We start from the raw sequence: 26,579 nt of genomic DNA on the forward strand, positions 1-26,579 counted from the left end.
GTCAGTGTCCTCGCCGCGCGCGCGGAGGATGGGAGCCGTCGAGGTAGCCGGGGCCGCCGAGCTGCTGCATCTGCCGCTCGATCCATTGGGTGCGGCGTTGCACGTAGGCGCTGGGCTGGTCGGCATGCAGGCGGCGGGGGCTCGGCAGCACCGCGGCCAGTCGTGCGGCCTGGGTGGGGCTCAGCCGCGCGGGCGGCAGGTGGAAGTACGCTTCGCTGGCCGCGCCCACGCCGTAGATGCCGTCGCCCAACTCGGCGATGTTCATGTAGACCTCCAGGATCCGCCGCTTGGGCCAGGTCAGTTCGATCAGCACGGTGAAATACGTCTCCAGCCCCTTGCGCACGAAGCTGCGGCCGTTCCACAGGAACAGGTTCTTGGCCGTCTGCTGGCTGATCGTGCTGGCGCCGCGCAGGCGATGCCCTTCATCGGCCTGGTCCAGCGCATTCTGGATCGAGTCCAGGTCGAAACCGTGGTGGAACGGAAACTTCTGGTCCTCGCCGGCGACCATCGCCAGCGGCACGTAGGGCGACACCTGCGACCAGGGCACCCAGTGCTGGCGCAGGTGGAAGTCACGCTCGCGGTGCACCAGCGCACCCAGCCGCCGCTCCATCATCACGGCCGAGGTCCACGGCGGGACGAAGCGCAGCACCAGCACCATCAGCCAGGACAGGGCCAGCCAGGACACCAGCACGATCGCGGCGATGCGCAGCAGGCGGCGTAGGGCGGTGCGCAGCGCGGGCATCGTCGGAAGCGGGCTCGGGTATGGTGACTTCGAGAGTATAAGCGGGCGCCTGCGGCCATTGTCCCTGGCCGCCGCGCCCCCATCTGGGGGGTTTCCCTGCGCAGAGGTAAGGGCTTCGTGGAAACCGTGCTTGTCGAGGACGTGCTGCACCGCTTCGTGCTGGAACGCGCCGGTGTGCGCGGCGTGCTGGTGCGGCTGGGCGCTGCGTGGCGCGAGGTGGCTGCCCGCGCCGACTATCCGGCGCCGTTGCGCGACCTGCTCGGCCAGAGCCTGGCGGCCAGCGCGCTGCTCACCGGCAACATCAAGCTGGAAGGTGCGCTGTCGATCGAACTCAAGAGCAGCGGTGCGCTGCGCCTGCTGTTCACCGAATGCAGCGACCAGGGCCGCCTGCGCGGCCTGGCGCGCTGGAGCGATCCGCTGCCCGAGCCGCTGGATCTTTCGGCGCTGCCCGGCGCGGTGATGGCGATCACCATCGGCCACGCGGAACGCGGCCAACGCTACCAGGGCCTGGTGGAACTGAGCCAGCCGGACCTGGCCGGTGCGCTGGAGAACTACTTCCGCCTCTCCGAGCAGTTGCCGGCACGGCTGCTGCTGGCCACCGACGGCGAACACGCGGTCGGCCTGATGCTGCAGAAGCTGCCCGGCGAAGGCGGCCACGGGGTGGTGGAGGACGAGGACGCCTGGAGCCGCGTGCTGCACCTGACCGGCACGCTCGGTCGCGAAGAGATGCTGGGCAGCACGCCGGAGCAACTGCTGTACCGGCTCTACCACGAGGAAACCGTGCGGCTGTTCGAGCCGCGGCCGCTCGCGTTCGGCTGCAGCTGCTCGCGCGAGCGCGTCGAGTCCATGCTGCGCTCGATCGGTCGCGAGGAAGTGGAAGCCGCCCTGGCCGCGCGCGACGGCGAGATCGAGGTGATCTGCGAGTTCTGCGCGCAGCGCTACACCTTCGACCGCATCGATGCCGAACACCTGTTGAGCGGCGGGGTCAGCGCCGATACCTCGACCACGGCGCAGTAGCTGCGCGAATCGCCGGCGAAAGACCCGACGCTAGGCCACGGCCGGCGTCGGATCGGCCGGGAGCCACGTGCCGATCGGCTGCGGGCGGGCGAACAGGAAGCCCTGGCCAAAGCGGCAGCCGACCCGCATCAGGGCCTGGCGCTGGTACTCGTCCTCGATGCCTTCGGCGATCACCAGCATGTGCAGCGAATCGGCCAGCACCTGGATCGCCCGCACCACGGCCAGGCCCTGGCTTTCGCCTTCGCGCGGCAGCTCGGTGATGAAGGAGCGGTCGATCTTGAGCGTCTCGAACGGGTATTGGTGCAGGTAGCTCAGCGAGGAGTAGCCGGTGCCGAAGTCGTCCAGCGCGACTCTCACGCCGCGGCTGCGCATGTTTTCCAGGATGCGCTTGACCTGCGCGGGGTTGTCCAGCAGCGCGCGCTCGGTGACCTCGATGCGCACCTGCCGCGGCGGCAGGCCGTGCTCGGCCAGCAGGGCGAGCAGGCGGGCGTCCAGGTCGGGTACCCGGAAGTGGCGGCCGGAAACGTTGATGCTGACGAAGCCATCCTTGCCCAGCAGGCGCGGCGCCTGCGTGCAGACTTGCTCGAAGATCTGCCAGTCGATGCTTTCGGCGCAGCCGGCCTCCTCGGCGATCACCAGGAACTCGCCCGGGGCGAGCAAGCCGCGGTCGGGATGGTGCCAGCGCAGCAGCGCCTCGTAGCCGACCACGCGGCCATCCTCCAGCGCGACGATGGGCTGGTAGAAGGGCACGAACTCGTTGCGCGCCAGGCCGCGGCGCAGGTCGCTTTCCAGCTCCAGCAGGGATAGCGCCTCGCGGCGCAGGCGGTCGTCGAACACCGCGGCGCGATGGCGGCCTTCGTCCTTGGCGCGGTACATCGCCGCGTCGGCGTCGCGCAGCAGCTCTTCCGGCTTCTGGTAATGCGGGCCGGGCAGGGCCACGCCGACGGAGGCCGAGGTGAAGATCTCCTTGGCGCCGAGCCGGAAAGGGGTCTGCAGCTCGCTGATGACCCGCTCGGCGATGACCACCGCGGTGGCCGGGTCGTTGATGCCTTCGAGCAATACGGCGAATTCGTCGCCGCCCAGCCGGGCGACCACGTCACGGCTCTTCAGGCAGGCGCGGATGCGCCCGCCGACCTGGAACAGCAGGTCGTCGCCGACCAGGTGGCCGACGGAGTCGTTGATGACCTTGAAGCGATCCAGGTCGATGAAAAGCACCGCGAACCCGCCCTCGGGCTCGGCGCGGTAGCGCTCCAGCGCCTGCTCCATGCGCTGCAGCAGCAGGGTGCGGTTGGGCAGGCCGGTCAGCGAATCGTGCAGGGTTTCGTACTTGAGGCGGCGCTCGACGCGTTCGCGCTCGGCGATCTGCTCGCGCAGGTCGCGGTTGGCCAGCGCCAGCGCACGGGTGCGCTCGGTGACGCGCCGCTCCAGCCCGGCGTAGGCCTGCTTGAGCGATTCGGTGGTGTGCTTGCGCTGCAGCGCGTTGGCGATGTGGTAGCTGACGAAGGTGAGCAGTTCCTGGTCGCGCTCGTTGTAGGTGTGCTCGGGGGTGTAGCTCTGCACCGCCAACACGCCCATCACCTTCTCGCCCCAGACCAGCGGCACGCCCAGCCAGCACAGCGAGTGGGCGCCCTGGCGCTCGATCTCCCCCAGCGCGGTCAGCCGCTCCAGTTCGCCCGAGTCGGCGAGCAGCGGCTTGCCGTGGCGCAGCACGTACTCGGTCGCGCCGCGGCCGTGCAGGCGCGGGGCAGGCACGTTGTCGACTTCGTCGATCGAGTAGGGGAAGGTCAGCTGGCCGCTCTCCTCGTCCAGCAATGCGATGTAGAAGTTGCGCGCGTAGAGCAGGCCGCCGATGACCCGGTGCACCGCCGCATAGAAGGTGTCCAGCCCCTCCGAGGTGCTGGCCAGTTCGGCGATGCGGAACAGCGCTGCCTGCAGCCGCTCGCCACGCTGGCGTTGCAGCACCTGCTGGCGGAGCACGCGGTTGGCCTCGCGCAGGGCGGCGGTGCGGTCGGCGACGCGGCGTTCGAGTTCGGCCTGAGCCTGGCGCTTTTCCAGCGCGGTCTGCACGTGCTGGGCGACGTAGCTGAGCAGTTCGCGGTCCTGCGGCGTGTACTGGGTGTCGGCGCGGTAGCTCTGGATCACGATGCCGCCGACCACCTTGCCTTCGCGCAGCAGCGGCACGCCGAGCCAGTGCTCGCAATCCGGGCCGATCCGCACGAGCCGGTTGCCGACGGTGCGGTTGAGCTCCTCGATCGAGCCCATCATGGCGCGACCGCCCTTGAGCAGGTTCCAGGTCAGGCTGTGCTCCAGCTCGGCCAGCGGAACGCTGCGCTCGGGCGAGGGCGGATCGCGGTCGGCGGCGTCGGCGTAATACGGGAAGCGCACGCTGTCGGTGGCCTCGTCGTACAGCACGACGTAGAAATTTTCGGCGTACATCAGGCTGCCGACGATGGCGTGCAGCGAACGCATCATATGGGTCATGTTGCGCTCGGTGCCCGCCTGCTCGGCGATCGCGAACAGCGCACGCTGCAGGCGCTCGGCCAGCGCCAGGCGGGAGATCGCCTCGTACAGCCGGGCGGTTTCGGCCTGCTGCCGCAGCCGGGTGGTGGCCAGGCGGCCGAACCAGGCCAGTCGCTCTCGCAGCGGCTGGGACAGTGGCACTTCCGGTTCCAGCACCAGCACGCGCAGGCCCTGGGGATCCTCGGCCAGCTCCATCCGTCCACTGGTGGTCGGCGCTTCGTCCCCGCCCAGCAGTCGCCAGCCCAGACGGGCACGGACATGCCAGTCCGAGAGCAGGGTTTCGCACACGGCGGCCACGCCGGCAGCGTCCGGTGCGCCGAACAGCCGTTCCACGGCCCGGTGCAGCGCTTCCCGGTCGGCCGGAAACGGCAGGGGCTCGCGGGAGGGTGGCACCGGGCTCATTTTGCGGTTCTCGGTTTCCGTGGCGGGCCGTAGCGCGACTATATCCTGCGACGCGGTTTTGGCGGAGCCTGATTTGCCTTGTTTTTCATTCGGACGGAACCGCAGTTTCACGTCACGGTCCATACCCGTGGGATATGTGCCTGGGTTCACCATTTCGGTGGCCGCCGGGGCGCTCGTGGGGTGTTAGGTAAACGTAAAACGGGCTATACTCTCCCCCATCGGATGGCATACGCCAGCCAGTCACCGAAGACCAGACCCAGATCATGCGCCGCCTGCTGCCACTGCTGACCTTGCTCGTGCCGCTCGCCGCGGCAGGGCAGTCGCTGGACGGCGATACGCACGCGCTGGCGCAGCAGCTGTTGCGCCAGACGCCTGACCAGATGGCCGACCTCGGCCAGGGCGTGGTGGTGCCGCTGTGGCGCGGCCACGACGGTCGCCTGCTGATGCTGAAGGCCGATGCACAACCGTCCATCCCGGTTCGGCAGGGCGATGCGCCGCTGACCTTCCAGGCGGTTGACGCTGGCAGCGTGGTGTCCAGCACCCTGCAGTACGGTCTGGATCCGAACCTGCAGATCCACGCCGGTGTGAGCGAGCACAACTGGATCTCGCGCGGTCCGCGGGTGATCGGCAGCGAGATCGGCGCCACCTACAACCTCGGACGCTACAGCGTGGGCCTGAGCGTGGGCGCGGACTCGACGCCCGACCAGCGCCTGCCGCGCGTATTGCCGGGCGCCACGCCTGGCGTCAACGGCTTGCCGGATTTCGACAGCAGCGCCCAGCTCAACGCCCGCGGGCGCGTCGCCGTCGGCGGACAGAGCGGCATCGACCTGGGCGCCAGCGTGGGCCGCATCCGCCTGCTGCCCGGCAACGTGCTGGGCATCAACACCCTCGACCAGAAGGCGCTGAGTTTCGGCGTCGACCATGGCCCGCTGAGCGGCACCTTGATCGGCCGCACCATGCAGCCGGCCTTGCCCGGTGGCTTCTATGGCGACAAGCGCTGGAGCAGCATCGATCTGGGCGTGACCCTGCGCCTGCCCTGGCAGGGCGAGTTGAGCATCGGCGCGCAGAACCTGTGGTCGTCCGGCTCCTCGGTGCCGACGCCATCGGGTCCGGAGCCCGACCAGTCGCGCACGCCGTACGTGCAGTACCACCAGGACTTGTAGACCTCGCTCGTTTCCAAGAAAAAGGCCGTCGCTTGCGACGGCCTTTTTCGTTGATGCCGATCCGGTGCGTCAATCAATCGGTCTTCCGGCGGATGCGCAGGTCGCCGCTGAAAGTCTCCACGTGGATTCGGCCGCGGCTGCCGGCGACCTCCGCGTTGAGTTCGCTGCCGGGGCCGTGTTCGTGCTCGCTGACCTTGCCGAAGTCACTGCGCAGGTCGCCGCTGAAGCTGCTGGCGTGGATCGCCGCCGACAGGTCCGAGGGCACCTGCACCTGTACGTCGCCGCTCATGCTGTCGATGTTGACGTTGCCGTGGTCGGCTACGCCGCCGCTGACCTGCACGTTGCCCGACACCGTGCTCAGGTTGAACTTGTGCCAGGGCCCGCCGGAAGCCTGGATCCTTCCAGAAACGGTCTGCAGGTCGGCGCTGCCGCCCAGCGCAGGCGCGAGGATGTCGCCGCTGACCGTCTGCAGGTCGGCGCGTTCGGCGTGGCCGGACTGCTGCACCGTGCCGCTCACGCTGTCGACGGTGAGCACCGGCGTGCGGGCGTCGACACGCACCCGGCCGCTGACCGAGTTGACCGAGATCTCGCCGCCATCCATGCCGTCGATGCCCAGGGGTGCGCTGACCACGTTGACGTCCAGCCTGGCGCCCTTGGGTACGTGCAACTCGAGGGTGGTGGGGCCCATCGCGTTGTCGCCGTTCCAGTTGAACCAGCCGTGCGAGCCGCCCTGCGGCTTGACCTTGATTTCCAGGTTGCCGTTGTCGCCCTCGATGACCAGCGGCGCCGCGCCATTGCCGAGCGTTCCGTTGACTTGGACTTCGTTGCGATCCCAGGCGACGATGGTGACCTGGCCCTTGACGTTGCTTACGCTGACGCGCGCATCCGGCGATGCGGTATGGCGCAGGTTGATGGGCGTGTCGGCAAGCGCCTGGCCGATGCACAGGACGAGCAGCAGGGGAAGATAGCGCGCGGTTTTCATGATGACTCCTGGAGGTCTCTCAGCCTGCCTGCTGGTCGAGCTGGCGCAGCCGCGATTGCTGTTGCCGGGTGCGCGACAAGAGCCGCTGCAGCGCCGGTGAATGGGGGGCCTGCTCGATCGCCTGCTTCAGTTCCAGATCGGCCGCATCGAGCACGATGGCCGCGCCGGCGAGGCGAGGATCGCCCGGTTTCCATGGCGCCTGCGTGGCCGCAACGGAGCCTGGCGAAGCAGCGGGCAACCGGTCCTGACGCAGGGAAAGCCCCACTGCGAGCAGGCTCAGGCCGGCGAAGCTGGCGGCAAGCAGCCAGCCCGGTCGTGCGCTGGATCGGACCGCAGGCTTGGCCGGCTCCAGCGCGGCGTCGATACGCGTCCACAGATCCGCCGAAGGCGTGACGGGCGCGCGCAGTTCGCGCAACTGGCGACGCCATTCGAATTCGTTCATGAGCGTTCTCCGGGTTCGAGCATCCGGCGCAGCAGCGCGCGTGCGCGATGCAGCTGTGCCTTCGAGGTACCGACGGCCATGTCCAGTTCGCTGGCGATTTCCTCGTGGCGCCAGCCTTCCACGTCGTGCAGCACGAGCACTGCGCGCGCGCGCGGCGGCAGCTTGGCGATGGAACGCTCCAGCTCCTCGCGTTCGGCGGCGCAGAAGGGCACCTCGCCCGGATCGGGCAGGTCGTCCTCGCCGACGAAGCCGACCGGCTGGGCGCCACGCGAGCGGATGTCCATCAGCGCCACGTTCACCGCCAGCCGGTACAGCCAGGTGCCGAAGGCGCTCTCGTGGCGGAAGTCGGCGAGCTTCTGCCAGGCGCGCACGAAGGCGTCCTGGGTCAGGTCCTCGGCGCGCGCGTGGTCGTAGCCGGCCAGCCGGTACACCGCACCGTAGATGCGGTCGACGTGCTGCCGGTAGAGCCGCTGGAATGCCTGGCGGTCACCCCGGGCCGCGGCGCGCGCGTCATCGGCGTCGGCGGACCACGCTACGGGCGGTGGCGGCATCGGGCTTCCGGTGGCGAGGCAGGCGGTGTCCATCTTGCCAGCTTGGATGCGTGAAATCGGCGCAGCGTTTAACCGCGGCGCCGCCTTTCCCCGGGTAAGGGACATCGACGGTCCTTCGCGGCTGTCCCCTTCTTCACGCGAGTGCCTCCCTCTCCCTTGGAGGGAAAGGGAGGCTGGTTTGGTCTTGCCAGTCGGCGACAGGAGGCGCGGTGGCGATACCCGGCCCCTCTCCCGGGAGAGAGGGGCTCGATCGCTCAGCTCAGGCGGTGGCGGCGCGAGGCGCAGTATCGGCGGCCAATGCGCTGGCCACGCGCTGCTGCTCCTGGCGCAGACGCCCCGGGAGGCGGGAACCGAAGCTGTCCAGGTATTCGCCGATGGCGCCGAGCTCGGCCTGCCAGCCGTTCGTGTCGATTTCCAGCAACTCGGCGGCGGCTTCCTGCGAGAGGTTCACGCCCTCGAGCTTGAGCTCGCCCGCGGCCGGCACGATGCCGATCGGCGTCTCGACGCCGCGCGCCTTGCCCTCGACGCGGTCGACCATCCACTCCAGCACGCGCAGGTTCTCGCCGAAGCCCGGCCACAGGAACTTGCCGTCCTTGCCCTTGCGGAACCAGTTGACGTGGAAGATCTTCGGCAGCTTCATGCCCGGCTTGTCGAACGACAGCCAGTGCGCGAAGTAGTCGCCATAGTGGTAGCCGCAGAACGGCTTCATCGCCATCGAGTCGCGGCGCAGCACGCCGACCGCGCCGGTGGCGGCGGCGGTGGTCTCCGAGCCCATTGCCGCGCCCATCAGCACGCCGTGCGCCCAGTCGCGCGCTTCCATCACCAGCGGCAGCAGCGAGGGGCGGCGGCCGCCGAAGACGATCGCGCTGATCGGCACGCCTTGCGCGTCCTCGGCCTTTTCCGACCAGGTCGGGCACTGCCTGGCGCTCACGGTGAAGCGCGAGTTCGGATGCGCGGCCGGGCCGTTGGCCGGGTCGTACGGGCGGCCCTGCCAGTCGGTGACCGGCGTGCCGGGCAGGCCTTCCCACCAGGGCTGGTTGTCGGCGGTGAGCGCGACGTTGGTGAAGATGGTGTCGCGCGAGATCGACTTCAGCGCATTGGAGTTGGTCGCCGTGCTGGTGCCCGGCGCCACGCCGAAGAAGCCGGCCTCCGGATTGATCGCGTACAGGCGGCCGTCCGCGCCCGGACGCATCCAGCAGATGTCGTCGCCCACGGTCCAGACCTTCCAGCCGTCCTTGCGGTAGCCCTCCGGCGGAATCAGCATGGCGAGGTTGGTCTTGCCGCAGGCCGAGGGGAAGGCGGCGGCGATGTAGTGCGTCTCGCCCTTGGGGTTTTCCAGTCCGACGATCAGCATGTGCTCGGCCAGCCAGCCCTCGTCGCGGGCCTGGTTGGAGGCGATGCGCAGCGCGTGGCATTTCTTGCCGAGCAGCGCGTTGCCGCCATAACCGGAACCATAGGACTTGATCGTGCGCTCTTCGGGGAAGTGCATGATGAAGCGGCGCTCGGGGTCGAGTTCGCCGGTCGAATGCAGGCCCTTCACGAACGAGCCCTCGCGCTCGATGCGCGCCTGCGCCGCCTCGCCCATGCGCGTCATGATGCGCATGTTGGCCACCACGTAGGGGCTGTCGGTGATCTCCACGCCGCAGCGCGAAAGCGGCGAGTCGATCGGGCCCATGCAGTACGGGATGACGTACATGGTGCGGCCTTCCATGCAGCCGTCGAACAGCGCATCGATCTTGGCGTGCGCCTCGGCCGGATCCATCCAGTGGTTGTTCGGGCCGGCGTCTTCCCGGTTCCTGTGGCAGACGAAGGTCAGATGCTCCACGCGCGCGACGTCGGACGGGTTGGAGCGGTGCAGGTAGCAGCCCGGGTGGGTCTCTTGGTTGAGCTCGATCAGGGTGCCGTCGGCCAGCATCTCCTGGACCAGTTGCTGGTATTCGGCCTGCGAGCCGTCGCACCAGTGGATCTTCGCCGGTCGCGTGCGCGCCGCCACCTCGTTCACCCAGCGCTCGAGCGCCTCCAGCTTGCTGGCCATGATGTCCTCTTCAAGGTCTTAGGAAAAAAGGGTTCCGGAACGCTAGTTTGCGTGCACTGGTATTGCAAGGTTGAATGCAGCAAAAGGCGCACGCAGGCGTGCGCAGCCCGCCCCCGAAAGGGTTATCAGGCAGGAATCAATGTCGCGATCATGTGTTCCACGTAGGCGTCGAAGTCCTCGTGGCTGATGCGTGGCAGGCCCAGCGTGAAGTTGAGTTGCAGGAAGCCGACGTAAGCGGCGTAGGTGAGCCGCGCGCGGTTGAGCGCCTGCGCGGGCGGCAGCCCGGCCTCGCGGAAGGCGGTGGCGAGAAATTCGGTGCGCCGTTGCGATACGCGCGCCATCACCGGCACCACCAGCGGGTGGTCCAGCGCCTTGAGCAGGGCGGCGTAGACGCGGTGCGGCTGCAGCTCGTGCGCGACGCGGCGGAACAGTTCCGGCAGGCGCTCGCGCGGGTCGGCAATGGCCTCGATCTGGGCGATCACCTCGCGCTCGCCGTACTGCTCCCAGCGTTCCAGCGCCGCCTGCAACAGCGCCTCGCGGGTGCGGAAGTGCCAGTAGAAGCTGCCCTTGGTCACGCCGAGCCGGCGGGCCAACGCCTCCACCGCCAGCGCGCCCACGCCCTGTTCGGCGATGACATCGAGGGCGGCGTCTTCCCAGTTCTCGGCGGACAGGCGCGTGCGTTCGGGCTTGCTGCTGGCATTCATTGGCGCATGGTAGCGCCTAGCCGAGGGCAGGCGACAGGCGGCGGACCGCGTCCGGCGGTTGACGGCCGTCGGGCGAGCACTCAATACTCAAGCGTATGGTAACTGTCCGTACATCCATGGTGACCAGCCACGACGGCCTGCCTCTGGCGGTCGACGTCCGCGGCGAGGGCGCCCCGACGCTGCTGTTCGCGCACGGTTTCGGCCAGACCCGTGGCGCCTGGAACGGCGCGGCCGATGCCCTCGCGACGCTCGGCTGCCGCTGCGTGAGCTTCGACAGTCGTGGACACGGCCAGAGTGGTCGGCTGCCCGGCGGCGACTATCACATGGACCAGTTCGCCGGCGACCTGCTCGCACTGGCGCAGGCCCAGCCGCAGGCTCCGGTCCTGGTCGGCGCCTCGATGGGTGGCCTGCTCGGGCTGGTGCTGGCGGGCGAGATCCGCCCCGCGCCGTTCCGCGCGCTGGTGCTGGTGGACATCACGCCGCGCTGGGAGGCCGCCGGGGTGGAGCGCATCCTCGCCTTCATGCAGGCCCATCCGGACGGCTTCGCCGACTATGCCGAGGCCGCCGAACGGATCGCCGCCTACCTGCCGCAGCGGCGCGAGCGCAAGCGCGAGGATCAACTGCGCCCGCTGCTGCGGGAGGGCGCTGACGGCCGCCTGCGCTGGCATTGGGATCCGGCGCTGCTCGAAGGCGTGGTGCGCGAGAGCGAACGCTACCAGCCACGCCTGCTAGCCGCCGCGGCGCGCGTGGACGTGCCGGTCCTGCTGCTGTCAGGCGAACGCAGCGACGTGGTCTCGCGCGACACGGTCGGCGAGTTCCTGAAACTGGTGCCGCACGCTCGTCACGTCGAAGTGGCCGGCGCCACCCACATGCTCGCCGGCGATGCGAACGACGCCTTTACGCGTCAGATCGCCACCTTTGTCCACGATATTTTCCCGGGCGGCGCTGCGTGCCGGCCGGCCATTCCGCAAGAGGTGCATTGAAATGTCCGTGTTCCTGACCTTGCTGGCTGCGGTCGTCGCGACCGGCGCCTGCGCCTACCACCGCAGCAGCCTGCGCACCTGGGCGATCGCGACGCTGGCGGCCACGCTCGTCGTCGGCCTGCTGGTCCACGCGCCGGTAACCACGATCGTGCTGCTGGCCATCGAGCTCCTGATCGCCGTGCCGCTGCTGTTGCCGACCTTTCGCCGCCGCCGGATCAGCGCACCGCTGCTCAAGCTGTTCGCCCGCGCCACGCCCACGCTCTCGGCCACCGAACAGACCGCGCTGGAGGCCGGCACGGTCGGTTTCGAGGGCGAGCTGTTCTCCGGCAAGCCGGACTGGAAGGTGCTGCTCGCCCAGCCCAGGCCGGAGCTGAGCACCGAGGAACAGGCCTTCCTCGACGGCCCGGTGGAAGAGCTCTGCGCGATGATCGACGACTGGCAGATCACCCACGAGCTGGCCGACCTGCCGCCGCAGGTCTGGGAGTTCATCAAGAAGAACAAGTTCTTCGGCATGATCATCCCCAAACAGTACGGCGGCCTGCAGTTCTCGGCGCTGGCTCACTCGGCCGTGCTGCAGAAGCTCTCCACCGCCTCGGCGACGGTGTCCTCCACCGTCGCGGTGCCCAATTCGCTCGGGCCGGCCGAACTGCTCCTGCACTACGGCTCGGAGGAGCAGAAGAACCACTACCTGCCGCGCCTGGCGGTGGGCGAGGAGATTCCCTGCTTCGCGCTGACCGGCCCGTACGCGGGCTCCGACGCCACCTCCATTCCGGATTACGGCGTCGTCTGCAAGCAGGTGATCGACGGCGTAGAGACCCTGGGCGTGCGGCTTACCTTCGACAAGCGCTACATCACGCTGGCGCCGATCGCCACGGTGATCGGCCTGGCCTTCCGCATGTACGACCCGGAGCACCTGCTGGGTGACAAGGAAGACCTGGGCATCACCCTGGCGCTGCTGCCGCGCTCCACGCCGGGACTGGAAATCGGCCGCCGCCACTACCCGCTCAACATCCCGTTCCAGAACGGCCCGGTGCACGGCAAAGACGTGTTCGCGCCGCTGACCACCATCATCGGCGGCCCGCACATGGCCGGGCAGGGCTGGCGCATGCTGGTGGAGGTGCTCTCGGTCGGCCGCGCGATCTCGCTGCCTTCCAACGCCACCGGCGGGATGCGCGCCTCGGCGGCCGCGACCGGCGCCTACGCGCGCATGCGCAAGCAGTTCGGGCTGGCGATCGCCCGCTTCGAGGGCGTGGAGGAAGCGCTCGCGCGCATCGGCGGCCTGACCTACGCCACCGCGGCGCTGTCGCGCGCCACCGCCGCCGCCGTCGACCGCGGCGAGAAACCCGCGGTGACCTCGGCGATCGCCAAGTACCACGCCACCGAATGGGCGCGCCAGGTCGCCGGCGACACGATGGACGTGCACGGCGGCAAGGCGGTGCAGCTCGGCCCGAAGAACTACGCGGGGCGCGGCTGGGAGAGCGTGCCGATCGCGATCACGGTCGAGGGCGCCAACATCATGACGCGCAGCCTGATGATCTTCGGCCAGGGCGCGATCCGCTGCCATCCGTACGTGCTCAAGGAGATGCAGGCGCTGTCGATCGCCGACTACGGCGAAAAGCTGCGCACCTTCGACCGGCTGCTGTTCGGCCACCTCGGCTTCGGCATCTCCAACGCGGTGCGCAGCTTCGTGCTGGGCGTCACCGGCGCCGCGATCGGGCAGAGCGCGGGCGATGCCTACACGCGGCGCTACTACCGCAAGCTCGACCGTTACTCGGCCGCGCTGGCGCTGTGCGCCGACGTGTTCATGGGCGTGCTCGGCGGCAAGCTGAAGTTCAAGGAGAAGCTATCCGCGCGGCTGGGCGACGTGCTGTCCTACCTCTACATCGCCAGCAGCATGCTCAAGCGCTACGAGGACACCGGCCGCCCCGAGGCCGACCGTCCGCTGCTGGCCTGGGCCTTCCACGAGTGCATGTGGCGCACGCAGATGGCGCTCGACGGCGCCATTCGCAACTTCCCGGTGAAGCCGGTCGGCTGGCTGCTGCATGCGCTGGTATTCCCGTGGGGGCGCCGCGAAGTGCCGCCGTCGGACCGCCTGGGCCGCCGCGTGGCGGCGATCCTCACCGCGCCGGGCGAGGCGCGCGACCGGCTGGTCGACTGGGTCTATCTCAAGCCCACGCCGAACAACACGATCGGCCGCATGAACGCGCTGCTGCCCGACGTGATCGCCGCCGAACCGGTCGAGCGCAAGTTCGGCAAGGCCTTCAAGGCCGGCCAGCTCAAGGCGCACGACTACGAAGGCCAACTGGCCGAAGCCGTGCGCGAGGGGGTGATCACCGAAGTCGAAGCCGCGCTGCTCAAGCGCGTGCGCGATGGCGTATTCGAATTCATCTCGGTGGACGACTTCGATCCGGCCGAGCTGGGCGCGAAGGTGACGCGGGCGGATCGCAAGCAGGAAGCGCCGCCGCAGAAGCGCATCGCCTGAGCGGCGCGCGATCTCGAGCCCTCTCCCTGCGGGGAGAGGGCCGGGACGAAGTTGCTCCCCGTGGTCTGACCCGGTAAGGACGTTACTCCACCAGCACGCAACGGTTCTTTCCGCCCTCCTTGGCCCGGTAGAGCGCGCGGTCGGCGGCCTGGATCAGCGCCTCGTCGTCGACCGTCTGCGCCGTCCACGGCGCGATGCCGATGCTGGCGCTCACGTGGGCCACGATGCCCCCTTGCGGCGTCACCAACGGGTAAGGCTCGGCGAGACTGGCGCCGAGCTCGTGGCAACGGCGCATCAGCACCGGCAATTCATCCAGTTCGGCCACGATCAACGCGAATTCGTCGCCGCCCAGCCGGGCGACCGTGTCGCCCGTGCGCAGGTTGAGCTTCAGTCGCGCGGCGATCGCCTGCAGCAGCGCGTCGCCGGCCGGATGGCCGTGGCGGTCGTTGACGCCCTTGAAGCCGTCGATGTCCAGCAGCACCAGCGCAAAGCCCGGGCCGCCTTCGGTGGCGCGTCGCAGGGCTGCGCCCAGGCGGTCGTGGAAAAGCACCCGATTGGGCAGCCCGGTGAGCATGTCGTGCGTGGCCTGGTGGCGTACCTGCGCCTCGGCGCGCTCGCGTTCCAGTATCTCCAACCGGAGCTGGTCGTTGCGCTCGGTCAGCTCCTCCAGCATCTGCTCGAGCCGGGCGCGTGCGGCGTACAGCTCCAGGAACACGCGCACCTTCGACTGCAGGATCACATCGTTGACCGGCTTGGCGATGTAGTCGACGGCGCCGGAGCGGTAGCCCTTAAGGCGATTGAGGTCGTCGGCGTAGGCGGCGGTGACGAAGATGATCGGCGTCTCGCGCAGCTGCTCGTCCTGGGCCAGCAATTCGGCGACCTCGAAACCGTCCATGTCCGGCATGTTGACGTCCAGCAGGATCAGCGCGAATTCGTGGTCGAGGCAGAGCGCCAGCGCCTCGTTGCCGCGGGTCGCCTCGTAAAGCTCGGCGCCGGCGTGGACGAGCAGCCGGCGCATGGCCACCAGGTTGGCGGGGGTGTCGTCGACGATCAGGATCTTCGGGTGCAGCGTGTCATCCATCGCGATGGGTCCATTGGTTCAGCAGCGGCGCGATCCGCGCCAGGGGCAGGCAATGGTCGGCGCCGGCGCGGGCCAGCGCGGCCTGCGGCATGGCCGGCGCGGGCGCCTCGGCCGGGTCCTGCACGATGGCCAGGCCGCCGCCGCGGCGGATGCACGCCAGGCCTTCGGCGCCGTCGGCGCTGGCGCCGGTCAGCATCACGCCGGCCAGGCGCGCGCCGTAGGTCTCGGCGGCGCTCTCGAACAGCACATCGATGGATGGCCTGGAGTAGTGCACCGGCTCGTCCACCGACAGCGCGAAGCGCCGGTCGCGCTCGATCAGAAGATGGTAGCCGGGCGGCGCCACGTGAACCATGCCCGGCTCCACCGGAAAGCGCTCGCGCGCCTCGCGAACCGGCAGGCGGCAGTGCCGCGCCAGCAGCGAGGGAAGCAGGCCGAGGGCCTGGTCGCCGCTGTGGCTGCACACCACGATGGCCTGCGAAAGCGGCGGCTCGAGTCCGCGCAGCAGCGGCTTGAGCGCGTCCAGGCCGCCCGCGGAGCAGCCGATCACGATGGCCTCAATGCGCATGGTCCGTCGGCGGCAGGGCGTTGCGGCGGTACAGGCGCAGGTCCGCATCCACGGTGGAGAAGTCGGCGGCGCTGGGCGCGAAATCCAGGCTCTCGCGTTGTCCGAGGCAGAGGAAGCCGCCGCGCGCCAGGCTGTCGCGGAACAGCGCCAGCACGCGCTCCTGCAGCGGGTTGGAGAAATAGATCAACACGTTGCGGCAGAGCACCAGCTGTGCCTCGCAGAACACCTTGTCGGTGACCAGGTTGTGGTTGGCGAAACTGACGTTGCGGCGCAGCCGCGGGTCCAGCTTGATGAACTCGTAGCGCGCGCTGTAGTAGTCGGACAGCGAGTGGCGCCCGCCCGCCTCCAGATAGTTTCGCGACCAGGCCTGCGCTTCCCGCGCCGGATAGATGCCTTCGCGCGCGCGCGCGAGCGCGGCGGCGTTGAAGTCGGTGGCATGGATGCGGCAGCGCTCGTACAGGCCGGCTTCCTCCAGCAGGATCGCCAGCGACCAGACCTCCTGCCCGTTGGCGCAGCCGGCCTGCCAGATGTCGATGTACGGCCAGGAGGCCAGCACCGGCAATACCCTGTCGCGCAGCGCGCGGAACACCGGCGGGTCGCGGAACATGTCCGACACCGGCACCGACAACCCCTCCAGCACCTCGAACACGAACTCCGGCTCGTGCAGCAGGCGCCCGGTCAACGCGCTGATCGTGCCGGTTCCATGCGCGCGCGCCAGCTGGCGCACGCGGCGCTTGAGCGAGGCGGGCGCGTACTGGCTGAAGTCGTAGCCGTGGCGCTGGCGCAGCGCGCGCACGAACAGCTCGACCTCGATGTCCTCCAGTGCGGGATCGACCGGTTCCATCGCGTCAGTGGGGGAGCCACACGCGCAGCAGCGAGGCCAGCTTGTCCAGGTCCACCGGCTTGGACAGGTAGTCGCTGGCGCCGGCCTCCAGACAGCGTTCTCTGTCGCCGCGCATCGCCTTTGCGGTGAGCGCGATGATCGGAAGCTCCGCGAAGCGTGCCTGCGCGCGGATCGCGCGGGTGGCTTCGTAGCCGTCCATGCCCGGCATCATGACGTCCATCAGCACCAGTTCGGTGGCCGGGTTTTCCTCCAGCGCCTTCAGCGCCTTGCGGCCGTCCTGCGCCATCGTCACCGTCAGGCCCCAGCCGCGCAGCACCTTGGAGAGCGCGAACAGGTTGCGCATGTCGTCGTCCACCAGCAGCACGCTGCGGCCTTTGAGTTCGTCGCCCAGCGACGGCTTCTCGGCCGGCCGGCGCGACGCGTGCTGGATCGAGTGCAGGAACAGGCTCACCTCCTCGAGCAGCCGTTCCGGCGCGCGCGCGCCCTTGACCACGATGGCGTCGGTGTACTGGCGCAGCTTCAGGTTCTCCTCGCGGCTCAGGTCGCGGCCGGAATGGATCACCACCGGCGGCACGCCGGCGGGCGTGGCGGCGAGGCGATCGAGCAGCTCCGTGCCGGACATGCCGGGCAGCCCCAGGTCGAGCACGATGCAGTCGTACTGGGCCCGCGCGGTCATGCGCAGGGCCTCTTCGGCGCTGCCAGCCTCGTCGATCTGCACCTGTTCGTGGCGCAGCATGGTGCGCACGGCGGTGCGCGCATCGGCGTCGTCGTCGACCACCAGCAGGCGGCGTGTGCGGTCCTCGGCCACGTGCAGCAGGCGCTCGAACGCCTGGGCGATCGCCTCACGGCTTACCGGCTTGGTGAGGAAGCCCACCGCACCCAGTTCGCGGCCGCGGCTGGCCTCGTCGGTGGCGGAGATGAAATGCACCGGGATGTGGCGCACGGTCTCGTCGGCCTTCAGGCGCTCCATCACCGTCCAGCCGTCGATGCCGGGCAGCATCACGTCCAGCAAGATGCCGGTGGGGCGGTGCTCGCGCGCCAGCGCCAGCGCGGTCTCGCCGTCGGCGGCGGCCAGCACGCGGTAACCCTTGCGATGGATCATGTCGGCCAGGATGCGCGCGAAAGCCGGGTCGTCCTCGATCACCAGGATCGTCACGTCGCCCTGGTCGAGGTGGCCGCGGTCGTCCTGGATTGACTCCGGCAGCAGGGCGCTGCTGTGCGCACGCGGAGCCGGCGCGGGTGCGTGCCCGTCGGCTGCAGTGGTGCCGACCGGCGGCACCTCCGGCAGCAACACGGTGAAGGTGCTGCCCTCGCCGGGGGCGCTGCGCAGCACGATGTCGCCGCCCAGCAGCGCCGCGATGCGCTTGCAGATCGCCAGCCCCAGCCCGGTGCCGCCGTACTGCCGGCTGGTGCCGGCGTCGACCTGCTCGAACGCCTGGAAGATGCGAGCGAACTTCTCCGGCGCGATGCCGATGCCGGTGTCGCATACCTCGATGGCCACCAGCGGCTGCCCCAGCAGTGCCGGTGGGATGGCGGACTCCGGCGCGGGCCGGCCGATGCGCACGCGCACTTCGCCGCGCGCGGTGAACTTGAGCGCGTTGCCGACCAGGTTGACCGCCACCTGCTCCAGCCGCGCGGCGTCGGTGTGCAGCGCCGCCGGAAGGCCCTCGTCCACCCGTACCTCGAAGGACAGGCCCTTGTCCCGCGCGACGTGGCCGAAGGTGCGCTGCAGCGAGCGCTGGAGCACCGCCAGCGGCAGCTCCTCGATGACCAGCTCCATCTTGCCGGCTTCGATCTTGGACAGGTCCAGGATGTCGTTGATCAGCCGCAGCAGATTGCTACCGGCGTCATGGATGATGCGCGCCGACTCGATCTGTTCCTCATCCAGGTTGCCGGTGTCATTGTCGGCCAGGCTGCGCGAGAGGATCAGCAGGCTGTTGAGCGGCGTGCGCAGCTCGTGCGACATGTTGGCCAGGAACTCGGACTTGTATCGGCTGGCGCGCTCCAGCTCCAGCGCCTTCTGCGCCGTTTCGCGCTGCAGCGCCTCCAGCGCCTGCTTCTGTTCCTTGAGGATGTCGCCTTTCTCGCGCAGTTCCTCGTTGGAGGCCTGCAGCTCCTCGGCCTGCACGCGCAGCTCCTCCTCCGAGACGGTGAGGCGCTGGGACTGTTCCTCCAGCTCCTGCGTCTTGGCGTGCAGGGCCTCGTTGCTGTCGCGCAGCACCTGTTGCTGCTGGCGCAGGGTGATCGCCGCCACGCTCAGATCCTCGGCCTGCTCGCGGGTCTGCTCCAGCAACTGTTGCGTGGCGATCGCCCGGGTGAGGTTCTCCTGGGTAAGCGCGATGATCGGCAGCAGCTCGTCAAGCAACTGGCGGCACAGCGGCGAGAGCGGCTCGAAGCCCGCCAGTTCCAGCACACCGACCACCTGCTCGCGGTAGAGCACAGGCAGGATGGTGATCTGGCATGGCAGGGCCTCGCCGCTGCCCGAATGGATGCGCACATAATGCTCGGGCACGGTGTCGAGCACGATCGGTTTGCGCTCGAGCACCGACTGGCCGACCAGGCCTTCGCCGGGCACGTAGCTCTCCGGGCTCCATGACTGGCGCAGGCCGTAGCTGCCCAGCAGGTCCAGCCGCTCGCTGTGCGCGTCGTAGCCGTAGTAGAGCGTCACGCCGGCCTTGACCAGCCGCGCCACTTCGCCGGTCAGCAGCTGGCCGAAGGCGCGGTGGGTGGTCGCTTCCTGCAGGCGGGGTGCCAGCGTGGAGAGCTCGTTCTTGAGCCAATCCTGCTCGCGCGAGGCGATCGCCAGTTGCTTGAACACCTGAAGCGCGCGGGCGATCTGGCCGACTTCGTCGCGGCGGCCGAGCCGGCTGATCACGACCGAATGGTCGTGCGCGGCCAGCCGGCTCATCAGCTCGGTCATCTGGTTGAGCGGACGCGCGATCAGCCGCCAGGTCAGGTTCACCACGTAGGCGCCGTAGAGCAGCGAGAGCACGGCCGCCAGTGCATTGACCAGGCGCATCAGCGCTAGCGTCTGATCCAGCCGGCCGTTGCGTTCAACCAGCAGGTTGCGCTCGGTGTCGGCCATCTGGTCGAGCACCGCGGTGATCTGGGGCACGGTCACGCTGCGATGGGCGAGGAAATCCTCCTGGATGCGCTGGCGCGCGGCAGGGTCGATGTCGCCGCGGGCTGCCGGCGTGATCACGTAGGCGACGATCTCGCGCTGCCAGCGGGTGGCCAGAGTCTGGATGGCGTCCAGCCGGGTCTGCTGCACCGGGTTATCCGCAGTGAGCGCGCGCAGCCGGCGCAGGCCGTCGGCAAGGTCGCGCCCACCCTGCTCGAAGTCGGCCAGCTCGCTCGTGCTTTGCAGCAGCATGTAACCGCGCGCGCCGACCTGCGCCGCCAACAGGGATTGCCGGACCGAGCCGATGTCCAGCAGCACGTCGTAGGTGTGTTCGGACCAGTGGCGATGCTCGGTCTGTTGGTCCAGCGAGTAGAGCGTGGCCAGGTTGGCGAGCAGGAACACCAGCAGGAGTGGCCCGATCACCAGCATCATCTTGCGCTGCACGGGCAAGTGGGCGATCCAGGAATAACGCGAGGCGTCGCCCCGCGCGCGATCGTTGGAGGGTTGCCTTGCCGCCATGCACGTCTCGCTGCCACCGGGCCGGGGATGCCATGCCCGCGACAGCCCGGCCCGTTCCGCCGCAGACGACGCGGGCCAGATTAGCTGGCCGTGGGCGGCATGGATAGCGAACGGCCACCCGCCTGCACGCCCATGCGGCGCCAGCGCGGCGGGACGATCAGGCCGCGTCGCAGGGCCACGGCCAACAGCGCGGCGGAGGCCAGCAGGCACAGCGTCAGCGCCACCACCGAGGCCTCCGCGCCGAACACGCCGCCGCTCAGCCAGTCCGGCCCGTTGCGGGTCGAGACCAGCCAGCCATCTGCATGCGTGCCCGAAACGGGGATGCCGTACACCGTGCCCTGCATGAAGTTCCAGGCCGCGTGCAGGCCCATGCAGACCCACAACGATCGCGTCACCAGATAGAGCAGGCCGAACAGGATGCCGGCCTCGATCGCGATCGCCGCGCCCGCCCACAGCGTGGCGCCCGGGTTGCCCAAATGCACCGCGCCGAAAAAGAGCGCGGAAATCAGCAGCGCGAGCCAGGTGCCGAGCCCTTCTTCGGTGATGCGATAGAGCACGCCGCGGAACATGATTTCCTCGCCGACGCCGGCGCCCAGGCCCACCGTCAACGCTGCAACGATCCAGTGCGGATGAGCGTTGCCGCCGACGACGTGATAGCTGCCGAGCAGCCACAGCACGCCGACCACCGCGCTGAACAGCGCGACGCCTGCGACCAGCCCGAGCGCGCCGTCCGGCAGCAGGCGACGCAGATCGAGCTCACGCAGCCGCCGGTGCTCGATCGACTTCACCAGCACGAGGTAAGCAATCAGCGGCAGGACCGCGCGGAACGCGAGCTGCCAGAGCGGCCCGTCCATCGCCGCCTTTGCCACGCTCACCGCGCGAGCACCGAAGCCCACCGCGACACTGAGGATGGCGAACACGACAACGAAAAACACGATACGCGCCAATGGCGAAAACACCGCCCAGCGTTGCCAGGCAGGTGCATCGGCAGGCGTGACAAAGGCGAGGCGATAGTGCGGCATGCGATTCCCCCGTGGATGAGGGCGCACGCTAGCAGCACGCGTGCGGGCCTGCACAGTAACGAACGTCACCCTGGCCGGCTTACATCTCCACGGAGGCCGCGTGCTCGCGCGTGGCCGAGAAGCGCACCTGCGGCCAGCGCTCCTGCGCCAGCTGCAGGTTGACCCGCGAAGGGGCGAGATAGACCAGCTCGCCCGCCGCGTCTATCCCTAGGTTCATCGCGTTCTTCTCGCGGAACTCCTCCAGCTTCTTGGCGTCCTCGCAATGCACCCAGCGCGCGGTGGCCACGCCGACCGGATCGAACGAGGCGTCCACGCCGTACTCGTCCTTCAGCCGGTACGCGACCACGTCGAACTGCAGCACGCCCACCGCGCCCAGGATCAGGTCGTTGCTCATCAGCGGGCGGAAGAACTGCGTGGCGCCTTCCTCGGAAAGCTGCGCCAGGCCTTTCTGCAGCGCCTTCATCTTCAGCGGGTCGCGCAGCCGCGCGCGGCGGAACAGTTCCGGCGCGAAGTTGGGGATGCCGGTGAAGTGCACGCTCTCCCCTTCGGTGAAGGTATCGCCGATGGAGATGGTGCCGTGGTTGTGCAGGCCGATCACGTCGCCCGGATAGGCGCTTTCGACGATCTCGCGGTCGGACGCCATGAAGGTGAGCGCATTGGCGATGCGCACCTCCTTGCCGGTGCGCGTCTGGATCATCTTCATGCCAGCCGAATAGGTGCCCGAGCACACGCGCATGAAGGCCACGCGGTCGCGATGGGCCGGGTCCATGTTGGCCTGGATCTTGAACACGAAACCGGTGAGCTTGTCCTCTTCCGGCTGGACTTCGCGGCCCAGCGTGGCGCGCGCGCGCGGGCCGGGCGCGTGTTCGACGAAGAAGTCCAGCAGCAGTTGCACGCCGAAGTTGTTGACCGCCGAGCCGAAGAACACGGGCGTGAGCTTGCCGGCGAGGTAGTCGTCCAGGTCGAAGGGGTTGGAGGCACCCTGCACCAGCTCCAGCTCGTCGCGCAGCTCGGCGAGCATGTCCGCGCCGACCGCGGCCTCCAGCCCCGGCGCGTCCAGGCCCTTGAAGATGGTGGAGTCCTGGCGGGTGAAGTTGCGCCCCTGCTCGAACACGTGCACCTCGTCCAGCAGCAGGTGGTACACGCCCTTCAGGCGCTTGCCCATGCCGATCGGCCAGGTGACCGGCGTGCAGGCGATGCCGAGCACCGACTCCACCTCGTCCAGCAGCTCGATCGGCGAGCGGCCTTCGCGGTCGAGCTTGTTGATGAAGGTCATGATCGGCGTGTCGCGCAGGCGGCACACCTCCATCAGCTTGATCGTGCGCTCCTCCACGCCCTTGGCGCAGTCGATCACCATCAGCGCCGAGTCCACCGCGGTGAGCACGCGGTAGGTGTCCTCGGAGAAGTCGGCGTGGCCCGGGGTGTCGAGCAGGTTGACGATCTTGCCCTCGTACGGGAACTGCATCACCGAGGAGGTGACCGAGATGCCGCGCTCCTTTTCCAGCGCCATCCAGTCGGAGGTGGCGTGGCGAGCGGCCTTGCGGCCCTTCACCGAGCCGGCCATCTGGATCGCGCCGCCGAACAGCAGCAGCTTCTCGGTCAGCGTGGTCTTGCCCGCGTCCGGATGGCTGACGATGGCGAAGGTGCGGCGGCGGCGGGTTTCTTGGAGATGCGGGGACATGCGGGCAGTCGGAACGGGATGCTAACCGTTCATTCTAGCCAGGAAGCGGCCTCATTGGCGCGACCGGCGACGCGGTCCAGGCACCGGTTCACGCCGGCGCAACGCATGCCGGGGGTAGCGTCGCCGCGCGCCGCATCCCTGCGTCGCGCCCGGTCAAGGAGGTTGGCTATGAAACGTATCGCCCTGCTGTTCGCGTCGTTGATGCTGTTCGCGGTGATGGGTTCGGCCTTCGCGCAAGACGCCAAGCCGTACAAGGAGGGGATGGTCAGGCAGGTCAGCTTCATCAGGGTCAAGCCTGGCCAGTTCAACAACTACATGAAGTACCTGGACGGCCCCTACAAGGCAGCGATGGAAGCGGCCAGGAAAGCGGGTCTCATCACCGGCTATTCGGTCTATCAGGCGCAGGCAAGGTCGCCGCAGGACGCCAACCTGATCCTGACCGTGAACTATCCGAACATGGCTGCGCTGGATCGCACCGATGAAGCCGATGCGATACGCGCGAAGGTCCTGGGTTCGCTGGATGCCCAGGACAAGGCCACCATGGACCGCGAATCGATGCGTGAGCTGCTCGGCAGCCAACTCATCCGCGAGCTGATCCTGAAATAGCGCCGCCCGGGCCCCGGCAAGCTGCAAGGGCTCCTGCGAAGCAGGAGCCCCTTGCCTTGCTTGCGCAAGTTTGGAACGCGGCGCCCCGGTCTACAGCTTGTAGTTCACCCCGAACATCACCGTCCGCCCGAACGTGTCGTATTCCAGCGGCCGCGCCACCTGGACGTTGTTGGGCAGGCCCGAGATCTGCTGGGTCTGATCGGGGGTGTCGGTGAGGTTGTTGACCTGCAGCAGCAGCGACAGACCCTGCCAGCGGCCCTCGCCGAAGTCGTAGCCCAGCTGCAGGTCGGTCTGCTTGTTGGCCTGCACCTTGGTGTAGCCGAGCTGGTCGAACAGCGCCACCGCCTCGCCGGTAAAGGACGAGCGGTAGCGTTCGGCCACGCGCACGGAGAAGCCGTGGTTCTCGTAGTAGAGGGTCAGGTTGGCCACCTTGCGCGAGAGCCCGGGGAGGGTCTTGGGGCCGCCCGGGATGGCCGAGATCGAGCCCTGCGGGATCGAGCTGTTGGTCAGCGAGAAGTTGGCCTGCACGCCGAAGCCGGTGAGCGCCGGGGCGATCAGGCCGCCTTCCAGCGCGCCGGACAGTTCCAGGCCTTCCATGCGCCCGCCGGTGCCGTTCTCCGGCCGGGTGAACGAGCCGATCGTGCTGGTCGGCGTGAGCGTGGGGTTGTCGTTGGTGTAGTGCGAGAAGTCGTAGTCGAGGGTGGTCTGCGTGTAGATGTAGTTGAGCAGGTTCTTGTTGAACACCGCCGCGGCCAGGTAGCTCGACTTGCCGAAGTAGAACTCGTACGACAGGTCCGTGCCCACCGCCACGTAGGGCCGCAGCTGCGGATTGCCGCCGCTGCCCGACCACAGCACCTGGCCGGCGCCCGGGCCTTCCTTGACCTGCGCGACGCTGGCGGACGTGGCCACCTTCTCGTCGTCGATGCGCCCGCGCGCCATCGTCTTGGCCAGCCCGAAGCGCAGGTACTGGCGGTCGGTGAGCTGGGCCACCAGGTTCAGGCTGGGCAGCACCTCGTTGTACTTGGCGCCGTCGGAGATGCGGCCGACCAGCGTGTCGCCGTTGGTCTGCAGCGCGTTGGAGGACTGGTCGGTGCGCACGAACTGCACACCCACGTTGCCGCGCAGCGGCACCGGGCCCAGCGTGGTGTCGATGTTGAACTTGGCGTAGGCCAGCGGCACCTTCTCCTGGACCGTGTAATTGCGGTTGTAGTCGGCCAGGCCGTTGCGCGCGGTGGTGTAGTACTGGTGGCGCAGCGCGCCGAGCACGTCGTAGTAGACGATGCCGGGAATGCCGCCGTAGCCGAGCGAGGTGGTGCCGTCCACGAAACCGATCGGCGCGCCGAAGTGGTGGTCGTAGGTGGCCGAGTCCGAGCCGTTGCCGTTCAGCCAGGCGAAGTACACGTCGGCCTGCTTGGTCTTGACGCGGTCGGAGTAGTCCACGCCCAGCGCCACGTCGCTGAAGATCCAGCCCAGCGGGTGGGTCACTTCCAGGCGCACGGCCTTGATGGTGTCCTTCTGGCGGTCGAACTCCTCGCGGCCGTCGTAGCCGTAGTTGTCCGGATCGGTGAAGACCAGCGCGCCCGGATCGGCCAGGTTCACCGCCGGCACGAACCAGGGATAGCCGCCATCGACCTTGGTGACGAAGTCCGCCGAGGTGAACGCGCCGCCGGGCAGTCCGGCGAACAGGTAGGCGTCGTGCAGCCTCTTCTTCGCGCTGGAGTAGGAAAGGTCGGCGCTGGCCGCCCAGCCGTTGCCGAAGTCGTACTGGTTGTTCCAGCCGGCGGAGAAGAGGTTGTCGTGCTCCTTGGCGTACTCGTTCTGCAGGATCGGCGCGATGCCCGCGACGGTGCCGGAGGTGACGATCGGGTAGGGCTGGGCCGGCGTGATGCCCACGTTCGAATAGCTGACGTTGTCGTAGGGGCTGCTCGACCACTGCGCGCCGTTGGTGAACTTCTTGTTGCCGAAGGTGGAGTAGTAAAGGTCCAGCGTGGAGTGGTAGTGCTCGCCGGGCGCCCACTCGACCACCGCCATCAGGCCGTTGCGCAGCTGGCGCTGCGACTGCGCGCGCAGCTGCATGCCTTCCTGCGAGATCACCCCGTCGGGCATGCCGGGCGTGTGCGGGCCGCCCCAGTTCTGGTCGATGCCGGCCGGGCCGTTGTCCACGCTCCACCACCATGCCTGGTACTGCTTCTCCTGGATGGGCGAGTCGAGCTGGGCGAAGCCCACCGCCACGCCGAGCGTGTGGTCGAGGAACTGGTCGATCCAGGAGAAGCTCAGGCGGTGGCCGGTGTCGCCCACGCCGCGGCCCGGGGTGAGCTTGTCGTTGCTGTTGACTTCGCCGCGCAGGTTCATCGTCAGCACGGAATGGGGCAGGTCCAGCGGACGGATCGTGTGCAGGTCGACGGTGCCGGACAGGCCCTGGCCGATCAGGCTCGCGTCGGGCGTCTTGTAGATCGCCGCGCCGCTGATCAGCTCGGAGGGGTACTGGTCGTACTCCACGCCGCGGTTTTCGCCGATGGTCGCCTGCTCGCGGCCGTTCAGCGTGGTGCCGGCGAAGTCGGGCGACAGCCCGCGGATGGAGATCATGTTGGCGCGGCCGTCCACGCGCTGGGTGGCCAGGCCCGAAACGCGCGCGAGGCTCTCGGCGATGCTGGCATCGGGCAGTTTGCCGATGTCCTCGGCGGAGATGGCCTCGATGATGTCGTCGGCGCTCTGCTTGGCCTTGATCGAGCTTTCGATGCTGCCGCGGATGCCGGTGACCACCACGGTGCTCAGGTTGCTCACGTTGCCCTGCGGCTTGCGCTTGGCCTGCGCGTCCTGGCTTTTCGCAGGCCCGCCGGCGGCGGCCTGCGCGGGCGCGTTGCCCCGCTGTGGACCGGCCTGGTCCTGGGCCAGGGCCTGCTGGGCGCCGAAGGCCAACAGCGTGGCGATGCAGGCGGCGGCCAGTGGATGGCGCACAGGAAGCTGGCGCACAGGACGTGCGCGCGACGACGGGCTTGAGACCATGTTTTCGTTCCCTATTTTGAAGGGTGCTCCCCGCACCCGGGAGCGGACATTACCCCCGGCCGTCATGGCCGAACGCCGTCCGCATCGCAGGCAAGCATAGATCCGGGCGTG

Annotated in this window: 19 protein-coding genes; 5 read left to right on the forward strand and 14 right to left on the reverse strand. The window is 68.8% G+C overall.

The window, feature by feature from the left end; translation table 11 throughout:
• Window position 1 precedes the first annotated feature (1 nt).
• Window positions 2-742: a monofunctional biosynthetic peptidoglycan transglycosylase gene (mtgA, locus tag VGU03_RS01970; RefSeq protein WP_327478173.1), complete on the reverse strand. Its 741-nt coding sequence runs from the start codon at window positions 740-742 to the stop codon at window positions 2-4.
• A gap of 117 nt (window positions 743-859) precedes the next feature.
• On the opposite strand from mtgA, the gene VGU03_RS01975 reads away from it, so the two are divergent.
• Window positions 860-1,759: an Hsp33 family molecular chaperone HslO gene (locus VGU03_RS01975; RefSeq protein WP_327478175.1), complete on the forward strand. Its 900-nt coding sequence runs from the start codon at window positions 860-862 to the stop codon at window positions 1,757-1,759.
• A 30-nt stretch (window positions 1,760-1,789) separates the two neighbouring features.
• Here VGU03_RS01975 and VGU03_RS01980 read toward each other — a convergent pair whose 3' ends face one another.
• Window positions 1,790-4,681, reverse strand: a complete 2,892-nt coding sequence (locus VGU03_RS01980; protein WP_327478177.1) for a bifunctional diguanylate cyclase/phosphodiesterase — start codon at window positions 4,679-4,681, stop codon at window positions 1,790-1,792.
• A gap of 263 nt (window positions 4,682-4,944) precedes the next feature.
• Here VGU03_RS01980 and VGU03_RS01985 point away from each other — a divergent pair, with 263 nt between their 5' ends.
• Window positions 4,945-5,844, forward strand: coding sequence for a hypothetical protein (locus tag VGU03_RS01985; protein WP_327478179.1), 900 nt, complete (start codon window positions 4,945-4,947; stop codon window positions 5,842-5,844).
• Between the two features lie 73 nt (window positions 5,845-5,917).
• On the opposite strand, the gene VGU03_RS01990 is transcribed toward VGU03_RS01985, so the two are convergent.
• The 5 genes from VGU03_RS01990 to VGU03_RS02010 all read right to left on the reverse strand — a co-directional run bounded on the left by VGU03_RS01990 (window position 5,918) and on the right by VGU03_RS02010 (window position 10,558).
• Window positions 5,918-6,826 carry a DUF4097 family beta strand repeat-containing protein gene (locus tag VGU03_RS01990; protein WP_327478181.1) on the reverse strand — a complete coding sequence of 303 codons (909 nt, stop codon included), beginning with the start codon at window positions 6,824-6,826 and terminating at the stop codon, window positions 5,918-5,920.
• Between the two features lie 19 nt (window positions 6,827-6,845).
• On the reverse strand, window positions 6,846-7,268 hold the full coding sequence (locus VGU03_RS01995; RefSeq protein WP_327478183.1) for a hypothetical protein: 423 nt from the start codon (window positions 7,266-7,268) through the stop codon (window positions 6,846-6,848).
• On the reverse strand, window positions 7,265-7,819 hold the full coding sequence (locus tag VGU03_RS02000; protein ID WP_327478185.1) for an RNA polymerase sigma factor: 555 nt from the start codon (window positions 7,817-7,819) through the stop codon (window positions 7,265-7,267). Before VGU03_RS02000 ends, VGU03_RS01995 begins: the two co-directional genes overlap by 4 nt.
• Window positions 7,820-8,078: 259 nt before the next feature.
• Window positions 8,079-9,854, reverse strand: a complete 1,776-nt coding sequence (locus VGU03_RS02005) for a phosphoenolpyruvate carboxykinase (GTP) (RefSeq protein WP_327478186.1) — start codon at window positions 9,852-9,854, stop codon at window positions 8,079-8,081.
• 125 nt (window positions 9,855-9,979) lie between these two features.
• Entirely contained in the window at window positions 9,980-10,558 is a 579-nt protein-coding gene (locus VGU03_RS02010; RefSeq protein ID WP_327478187.1) for a helix-turn-helix domain-containing protein, read from the reverse strand.
• A gap of 116 nt (window positions 10,559-10,674) precedes the next feature.
• On the opposite strand from VGU03_RS02010, the gene VGU03_RS02015 reads away from it, so the two are divergent.
• Window positions 10,675-11,541 carry an alpha/beta hydrolase gene (locus tag VGU03_RS02015; protein ID WP_327478189.1) on the forward strand — a complete coding sequence of 289 codons (867 nt, stop codon included), beginning with the start codon at window positions 10,675-10,677 and terminating at the stop codon, window positions 11,539-11,541.
• A 1-nt stretch (window position 11,542) separates the two neighbouring features.
• Entirely contained in the window at window positions 11,543-14,023 is a 2,481-nt protein-coding gene (locus VGU03_RS02020; protein ID WP_327478191.1) for an acyl-CoA dehydrogenase, read from the forward strand.
• A gap of 82 nt (window positions 14,024-14,105) precedes the next feature.
• Here VGU03_RS02020 and VGU03_RS02025 read toward each other — a convergent pair whose 3' ends face one another.
• The 6 genes from VGU03_RS02025 to VGU03_RS02050 all read right to left on the reverse strand — a co-directional run bounded on the left by VGU03_RS02025 (window position 14,106) and on the right by VGU03_RS02050 (window position 22,856).
• Entirely contained in the window at window positions 14,106-15,104 is a 999-nt protein-coding gene (locus tag VGU03_RS02025) for a diguanylate cyclase domain-containing protein (protein WP_327478193.1), read from the reverse strand.
• Window positions 15,097-15,669 carry a chemotaxis protein CheB gene (locus tag VGU03_RS02030; protein ID WP_327478195.1) on the reverse strand — a complete coding sequence of 191 codons (573 nt, stop codon included), beginning with the start codon at window positions 15,667-15,669 and terminating at the stop codon, window positions 15,097-15,099. Before VGU03_RS02030 ends, VGU03_RS02025 begins: the two co-directional genes overlap by 8 nt.
• On the reverse strand, window positions 15,659-16,513 hold the full coding sequence (locus tag VGU03_RS02035; RefSeq protein ID WP_327478197.1) for a protein-glutamate O-methyltransferase CheR: 855 nt from the start codon (window positions 16,511-16,513) through the stop codon (window positions 15,659-15,661). The genes VGU03_RS02030 and VGU03_RS02035 overlap by 11 nt, the downstream gene beginning before the upstream one ends.
• A 4-nt stretch (window positions 16,514-16,517) precedes the next feature.
• Window positions 16,518-20,153: a response regulator gene (locus tag VGU03_RS02040; RefSeq protein WP_327478199.1), complete on the reverse strand. Its 3,636-nt coding sequence runs from the start codon at window positions 20,151-20,153 to the stop codon at window positions 16,518-16,520.
• Between the two features lie 80 nt (window positions 20,154-20,233).
• The gene (locus tag VGU03_RS02045; protein WP_327478201.1) at window positions 20,234-21,175 is read right to left on the reverse strand and encodes a type II CAAX endopeptidase family protein; all 942 of its coding nucleotides are present in this window, start codon (window positions 21,173-21,175) and stop codon (window positions 20,234-20,236) included.
• Between the two features lie 79 nt (window positions 21,176-21,254).
• Entirely contained in the window at window positions 21,255-22,856 is a 1,602-nt protein-coding gene (locus VGU03_RS02050; RefSeq protein ID WP_327478203.1) for a peptide chain release factor 3, read from the reverse strand.
• A gap of 168 nt (window positions 22,857-23,024) precedes the next feature.
• Between VGU03_RS02050 and VGU03_RS02055 the strand changes: the two genes are divergently transcribed.
• Window positions 23,025-23,462, forward strand: coding sequence for a hypothetical protein (locus tag VGU03_RS02055; protein ID WP_327478205.1), 438 nt, complete (start codon window positions 23,025-23,027; stop codon window positions 23,460-23,462).
• A gap of 90 nt (window positions 23,463-23,552) precedes the next feature.
• Here the strand turns inward: VGU03_RS02055 and VGU03_RS02060 are convergent, their stop codons facing one another.
• The gene (locus tag VGU03_RS02060; protein ID WP_327478207.1) at window positions 23,553-26,468 is read right to left on the reverse strand and encodes a TonB-dependent receptor; all 2,916 of its coding nucleotides are present in this window, start codon (window positions 26,466-26,468) and stop codon (window positions 23,553-23,555) included.
• Window positions 26,469-26,579: the final 111 nt, after the last annotated feature.

Source organism: Frateuria sp. (assembly GCF_035944355.1).
Taxonomy (GTDB): Bacteria; Pseudomonadota; Gammaproteobacteria; order Xanthomonadales; family Rhodanobacteraceae; genus Frateuria_A.

What these genes read in the sequence shown, in the direction of transcription:
- mtgA (WP_327478173.1), bottom strand. Translation starts at nt 742, where the DNA reads ATGCCCGCGCTGCGCACCGCCCTACGCCGCCTGCTGCGCATCGCCGCG.
- VGU03_RS01980 (WP_327478177.1), bottom strand. Translation starts at nt 4,681, where the DNA reads ATGAGCCCGGTGCCACCCTCCCGCGAGCCCCTGCCGTTTCCGGCCGAC.
- VGU03_RS01985 (WP_327478179.1), top strand. Translation starts at nt 4,945, where the DNA reads ATGCGCCGCCTGCTGCCACTGCTGACCTTGCTCGTGCCGCTCGCCGCG.
- VGU03_RS01990 (WP_327478181.1), bottom strand. Translation starts at nt 6,826, where the DNA reads ATGAAAACCGCGCGCTATCTTCCCCTGCTGCTCGTCCTGTGCATCGGC.
- VGU03_RS01995 (WP_327478183.1), bottom strand. Translation starts at nt 7,268, where the DNA reads ATGAACGAATTCGAATGGCGTCGCCAGTTGCGCGAACTGCGCGCGCCC.
- VGU03_RS02000 (WP_327478185.1), bottom strand. Translation starts at nt 7,819, where the DNA reads ATGCCGCCACCGCCCGTAGCGTGGTCCGCCGACGCCGATGACGCGCGC.
- VGU03_RS02005 (WP_327478186.1), bottom strand. Translation starts at nt 9,854, where the DNA reads ATGGCCAGCAAGCTGGAGGCGCTCGAGCGCTGGGTGAACGAGGTGGCG.
- VGU03_RS02010 (WP_327478187.1), bottom strand. Translation starts at nt 10,558, where the DNA reads ATGAATGCCAGCAGCAAGCCCGAACGCACGCGCCTGTCCGCCGAGAAC.
- VGU03_RS02015 (WP_327478189.1), top strand. Translation starts at nt 10,675, where the DNA reads ATGGTGACCAGCCACGACGGCCTGCCTCTGGCGGTCGACGTCCGCGGC.
- VGU03_RS02020 (WP_327478191.1), top strand. Translation starts at nt 11,543, where the DNA reads ATGTCCGTGTTCCTGACCTTGCTGGCTGCGGTCGTCGCGACCGGCGCC.
- VGU03_RS02025 (WP_327478193.1), bottom strand. Translation starts at nt 15,104, where the DNA reads ATGGATGACACGCTGCACCCGAAGATCCTGATCGTCGACGACACCCCC.
- VGU03_RS02030 (WP_327478195.1), bottom strand. Translation starts at nt 15,669, where the DNA reads ATGCGCATTGAGGCCATCGTGATCGGCTGCTCCGCGGGCGGCCTGGAC.
- VGU03_RS02035 (WP_327478197.1), bottom strand. Translation starts at nt 16,513, where the DNA reads ATGGAACCGGTCGATCCCGCACTGGAGGACATCGAGGTCGAGCTGTTC.
- VGU03_RS02040 (WP_327478199.1), bottom strand. Translation starts at nt 20,153, where the DNA reads ATGGCGGCAAGGCAACCCTCCAACGATCGCGCGCGGGGCGACGCCTCG.
- VGU03_RS02045 (WP_327478201.1), bottom strand. Translation starts at nt 21,175, where the DNA reads ATGCCGCACTATCGCCTCGCCTTTGTCACGCCTGCCGATGCACCTGCC.
- VGU03_RS02050 (WP_327478203.1), bottom strand. Translation starts at nt 22,856, where the DNA reads ATGTCCCCGCATCTCCAAGAAACCCGCCGCCGCCGCACCTTCGCCATC.
- VGU03_RS02055 (WP_327478205.1), top strand. Translation starts at nt 23,025, where the DNA reads ATGAAACGTATCGCCCTGCTGTTCGCGTCGTTGATGCTGTTCGCGGTG.
- VGU03_RS02060 (WP_327478207.1), bottom strand. Translation starts at nt 26,468, where the DNA reads ATGGTCTCAAGCCCGTCGTCGCGCGCACGTCCTGTGCGCCAGCTTCCT.